Annotated in this window: 4 protein-coding genes; 1 reads left to right on the top strand and 3 read right to left on the bottom strand. The window is 55.9% G+C overall.

The features are described 5' to 3' along the window. Nucleotides 1–312: 312 nt before the first annotated feature. Nucleotides 313–1356, bottom strand: coding sequence for a zinc-dependent alcohol dehydrogenase family protein (locus tag RMSM_RS28895; protein ID WP_008705676.1), 1044 nt, complete (start codon nucleotides 1354–1356; stop codon nucleotides 313–315). Nucleotides 1357–1555: 199 nt separating this feature from the next. Between RMSM_RS28895 and RMSM_RS28885 the strand changes: the two genes are divergently transcribed. After that, nucleotides 1556–4099, top strand: a complete 2544-nt coding sequence (locus RMSM_RS28885) for a cation:proton antiporter (RefSeq protein ID WP_040769944.1) — start codon at nucleotides 1556–1558, stop codon at nucleotides 4097–4099. Between the two features lie 121 nt (nucleotides 4100–4220). Here the strand turns inward: RMSM_RS28885 and RMSM_RS28880 are convergent, their stop codons facing one another. After that, a complete protein-coding gene (locus tag RMSM_RS28880) occupies nucleotides 4221–4814 on the bottom strand; it encodes a YeeE/YedE thiosulfate transporter family protein (RefSeq protein ID WP_008705672.1) in 594 nt (197 codons plus the stop codon). Then, a complete protein-coding gene (locus RMSM_RS28875; protein ID WP_008705670.1) occupies nucleotides 4807–5409 on the bottom strand; it encodes a YeeE/YedE thiosulfate transporter family protein in 603 nt (200 codons plus the stop codon). The genes RMSM_RS28880 and RMSM_RS28875 overlap by 8 nt, the downstream gene beginning before the upstream one ends. Between the last annotated feature and the right edge of the window lie 107 nt (nucleotides 5410–5516).

Here is a 5516-nt window from a genome sequence, read left to right as displayed (position 1 = left end):
CGTGGCGGCGACGCCGTAATTCCTGGGCTTGCCCCCACGTCGCTTCGCCGACGTAGCGGTTGTGCCGATCCCAACGATTACGCTTTCGGCAAATTATCCGTCTTGGTGCAATGCTTAGTCGCATTAGCGAGGGCAGGACGAAAGTCCAATGCCATCTACTTTGGCACCAATGGCGTGATGTTCGAGACGTGGGATTCGCCAGGATCCCCGCATTTGTTGTTTAACCATCAGGCACTCGGGCGAGTCCCACTACGAAAGTCGACGGCATTGCGCGATAGTTCCAGACGCGATTCCAGAGGCGACTTCGATCCATTAACCGAACGGATTGATCACGGTGACGCCGACATCGTGATAACGATCCATCGACGGGAGGGCCTCGAGTGATTCCTGTAGCGAAATGGTTTTGCCCACGAGTTTCTCAGGGTGTAGTTTGCCAGCCGCGATCATCGCTAGCATCGCGGGATAGCGATACGCTTGCATGCCGTGGCTTCCAAGAATTTCCAGCTCGCCGGCAATGACTTTGTCCATTGGCACCGGTGGATGCTTGTGGTCACCGAGCATCAGCCCGACCTGAATATGTTTGCCACGTTTTCTCAGATTGGCGATCGAGTTGAAGCAGGTCGTCGGACTGCCCAACGCATCGATCGATACATCGACCCCGCCGCGAGTCATCCTTTGGACTTCGCCCACCACGTCGTCGACGTCACCGGCATTGATGGTTTCAGCGGCGCCAATGGTTCGCGCAAAATCAAGCTTGTCATCGCGGATGTCGATCGCGATCACGTTGGCACCGACGGAAGTGGCAATCATGATCGCCGACAATCCGACGCCACCACATCCATGGACCGCGACCCATTGTCCGGCACTGACCTTGGCTTGGTCGACGATGGCGCGAAAAGAGGTTGCAAATCGGCACCCCAAACTGGCGGCGGTCACGAAATCGATGGCTTCGGGTAGACCAACCAAATTGGCATCGGCATAGTCGATCGCAACGTACTGTGCGAACGATCCCCAATGAGTAAATCCAGGCTGGAATTGTTGATCGCATACCTGGTGTTGCCCTGAAACGCACTCGGGACAGACGCCGCATCCGCCGACAAACGGAACGGTAACACGGTTGCCGACCTGCCATCGGCTAACTCGGCTGCCAACCGCTTCGATCACGCCGGCAAGTTCATGGCCAGGCACATGGGGCAAACGGATATCAGGATCGTGCCCCATCCATCCGTGCCAATCGCTGCGGCAAAGTCCCGTTGCTTCGACTCGAATCACCACCCCGTGTGCCGTCGGCGTCGGATCGGGCACCGTTTCAAGGGTCAGCGGTTTGGCGAATTCGTTGTATAAAGCTGCCCGCATCTTGGCCGTCGTCCATTGTCATTCGAAAAATTCGTACGCTACTCGGCCCGTTGTTTTAACCGAAACCAGCAGACCCTGCGTGAGCCGGGCTGCGTCAAAACGTAATTCAGCTAACAACTTTGCTACAATGCGTTCGACGCACCGGCCGTGTCGTTGCAAACGCGATCGCCGAGTGTCGTATTTCGCTGCGGTGAAAAACATGATGCCTTCGACCTTGACGTCCTTCCTGATATGCGCCTCTTCGCAGACGGATACCGGTGGCGAACATGGAGTGACCGAACAGGTCGCCGTGATCTTTGGTTTGTTGTTGCTGGCGGCAGCGGTGCTTGCGATCTGCAATCGATGGAAGTTGCCCTTCACCGTTCTGCTTGTTGTGATCGGGTTGATGCTGGCGTTGATCAGCAAACAAGTGCCCGCGTTTCGAGTGTTGGGCGAGTACAAGATCTCGTCAGACGTGATTCTGTTTGTCTTTCTGCCCACGCTGGTTTTTGAATCGGCGTACAACCTAGAAATTCGGCAGCTTCAAAAGAATCTTCTTCCTGTGTTGATGCTGGCCATCCCGGGGTTGCTGCTGTCAACGTTGATCATCGGCGGGATTGTCGCGTTGTTGACGGACATCCCATTGGCCGCAGCATTGCTGCTCGGTTCGATCCTCAGCGCGACCGATCCGGTCGCGGTGATCGCGTTATTCAAACAACTCGGTGCGCCGAAACGGTTGACCGTTTTGGTCGAGGGCGAAAGTCTATTTAACGACGCGACATCGATCGTGGTTGCCGGCATCTTGCTGAGTGTTGCGACCGAAGGATTCAGTGGCGAAGCGGCGTTGCAAGGGGTGGGAGAGTTTTTCGTTGTGTTTTTTGGTGGTATCTTTGTTGGCATGCTGCTCGGCTGGGTGTTCGGTCAACTACTACAACGTGTCCGCGCTAATTCGGACATCGAAATATCGTTGACCATGGTTTTGGCGTACGGTTCATTCTTGATCGCCGAACATTTTCTACATGTCAGCGGTGTAATGGCGACTTTGGTTGCGGGGCTGATGATGGGCAGCTGGGGACGCACCAAAATCTCGCCCGAAGTCGGCGGATTTATGCACCATTTTTGGGAGTACATGGCGTTTGTTTGCAACGCCTTGATCTTCTTGTTGGTCGGATTGAGCGTCGATTTGAGCGACCTCTACAATGCGATCGGAGTACTGGTGGTGGTGCTGGTGTCGATGCAGATCTCACGGGCGGTCGTAATCTTCGGCCTCATGCCATTGACCGGAAGATTTTCTCAGACGGTCAGTAAAGCATACCAAGTTGTCATGGACTGGGGCGGATTGCGAGGTGCCATCGCATTGGCGATCGTGTTGTATCTGCCCGACAATTTTCCCTACAAGTCGCAATTCACTGCGGTCGTGATGGGGGCGGTGCTGTTCACGTTAATCGTCCAGGCGACGGCAATCGGGCCTCTGGTGCGGAAGCTAGGACTGGACCAACTGTCTGCCGCTGACAAATTGGCCCGAATCGAAGGTCAGATGATGGCCAAGAACAATGCGTTGCAGCGAATTCCCGAATTGCAGGCCGGTGGCTTCTTTTCTTATCAGATCGCGCGGCAGCTGAGGGATCGAATCAGCGGCGAGGTCGACCAATTGGCGAGCGAACGAGAAAGTTTGCGGTCCATCGAATTGACCACCGACGAAGAACGAGCCGTGGTCTACCTACGCTGCTTCGGTTTGGAACGCAAACTGTACTTTGACATGTTTACCAAGAGACATTTATCCGAGCAAGTCTATCGCGACTTGGCGTTCTCGTTGGAATTGTGCACCGAATCGATGCGTTATCAGGGCAATCTGCCCAAGGCCACGATTTACGATCCCAAACGTCAAGCAATCCGCCAGCTGGTGACGCTGTGGATGCAGCGATTCCCGCTGACACGCCGGTGGGCCAGCCGGATCGGCGTCGCCCGTACCAGTGGCGAGTATCGACGTGCGTGGGGACGTTATCAGGGATGCGAACAAGTGCTCGCTCACTTGGACATCGTCGCAAAACAAGAGGATCGTTCGGTCGTCGAAGAGGTTCGCCGCCGCTACCAAGCATGGCAATCGTCGGCGAAATCGCGAATCGATGCAGTGGCCGAGCAGTTCCCCGAATTTGTACAAGTGATGCAGCAGCAGCTCGGCGAACGGCTTGTGTCGCAGGCACAGCGTGAGGTGATTCAGCGTGAAAACATCGCTGGCACCATCCCGGACGGGATCGCGGATGAGATCATCCAAGGATTGCAGAAACACGTTGGCGAACTTGACGCTAAGACGCTCAATGCACAATTGCACGTCGATCCTCGTGAACTATTGCGAAAGGTGCCTTTCTTTGCGCAGACGCCGTCCGAAGAGTTTGATCGTGTTGCCACAAAACTGCGTGAGCACACCATGCCCTCAGGGCAAGACATCATCTGCGAAGGCCAAGCCGGCGATTCGTTGTTCTTGATTGCTCGCGGCGTGGTGCGGGTGGTCAAAGATGTCGATGGCGTGTCGAAACAGCTCAACACGTTGGTGGCGGGACAGTTTTTTGGTGAATTGGCGTTGTTGTTGCGTGCCCCACGCTCGGCAACCTGTCGCGCCGTGACGCCTTGCGCTTTATACGAACTCCGCCGCGTGGACTTGGATGCCGTGCGAAGTGCGTGCCCTGCGATCCAACAATCACTCGAAGAGGTCGCTCAAGAGCGGTATGGCCGTGACAGGACGGACCTGGAGAGCCCATCGTGATGGGGCGTGGCCGCTGGGATTGGCTTGGGCTTCGTTTCAGCGAGCCGCGATGCGTGATCCGCGTCCAGCAAGTCTCAGATTCGGCGGTGAATCAACTTCCACCGATATCCCCTGTGCCGGATCATGCACGCACTTGCTTGCCATGGCCGACATGTTTGGAACGCGGAGGACGCGAGGGATTATGTTTCATTCGCTCGATCAGAATGCTGACTACCGCGATCGCCGCCAGCCCAAGGATCCATAGCCAAGGCGAGGTCCCGGTCCACTGCGGTAGGGTGATCTCGCCTGCGTCTCCCCAAGCCTTCGCAAAGGACGACAACTGTGGATAGAATCCGACAAACAACGCGGCTCCGAACAGCATTCCCACAACACCTACCATCGCGTCGCGGCGTCCTTCGCCGCACGCCGCCACGCTTGTTCCAGGACAATAGCCAAACAGAGCCATGCCCACGCCAAAGCAAACGCCGCCTGCGAGAACACCTGCCCAGATAAGCGGTTTCAGATGTAAAGAGACCGCGTTGGCATCCAGCAGCGCGTAGACTCCAATCGAGCCGACTACGACCGCAGTTCCCATGATCTTGACCACCGTCCAGTCACGAAATAGGAATTGACCGAGGATGACGCGGTACTTTGCGACGCGTCCCTTCTGTAGCAAAATTCCAAACACGATGCCCGTGATTAGTCCGAGAGCAAGTTTCCAGATGGGATCAAACATTTTCGCTAGTCCTCCGGCCGTAGAGTAGAAATGCGGTAACAATGGCAACGGTGAAAAAGGTGATGCTGAATACCCAGCTCGATGCGGCAAGTTGCAGGGTTCCGCTGATGCCGTGACCGCTGGTGCAACCTTTCGCCAATCGAGCACCAAACATCATCAATCCCGCCGCAAAGAATGCGACGCTCATCCGAAGTGCGGTGCTGCCGCCGAAACGCCGCCGCCACATGTCCGGAACGACGACACGTTCGCGATCACCCGACGCAAACGAGCTAAGTAGACTTCCCAACAGCACGCCGACCACCAGCATCCATTCCCAGCCGATCTTGGGCGAGTTGTCTTGAAAGTAGGAATTCGACTCAGCGAATTGCGGCGCGACCGCCTGGATCCCGAGCGCTGCGGTGTGTTCAAACGCAGTCGTGATTCCTAGCGGATGGTCGGCGCTCCAAAAAGCGAACCAACTGAGCACGCCAATGCCAGCGCCAACCAAGTAGGGTGACCAAGCGTGTTTTGCCAAAGGATTGTTCATCTCCGTTCCCGTTGATTTGCGGATGCCTGATTTGCAGATACAGTGCCTCTTTGCAGACGCAGCACCCATACATGTTGCTCACATCAATACCTGTTTCTTTTCTTAATCTGCAATTGTTGTTCCCATTTTGGCAGGCGGCACGAACTGGCAGGTGACCATGCACATCTGCGTGGGAC

It is taken from the genome of Rhodopirellula maiorica SM1 (assembly GCF_000346295.1).
In the GTDB taxonomy this organism is placed as follows: domain Bacteria; phylum Planctomycetota; class Planctomycetia; order Pirellulales; family Pirellulaceae; genus Novipirellula; species Novipirellula maiorica.
The sequence above is the reverse complement of the archived record's forward strand: the minus strand, read 5'-3'. Positions and strand labels throughout refer to the sequence as shown.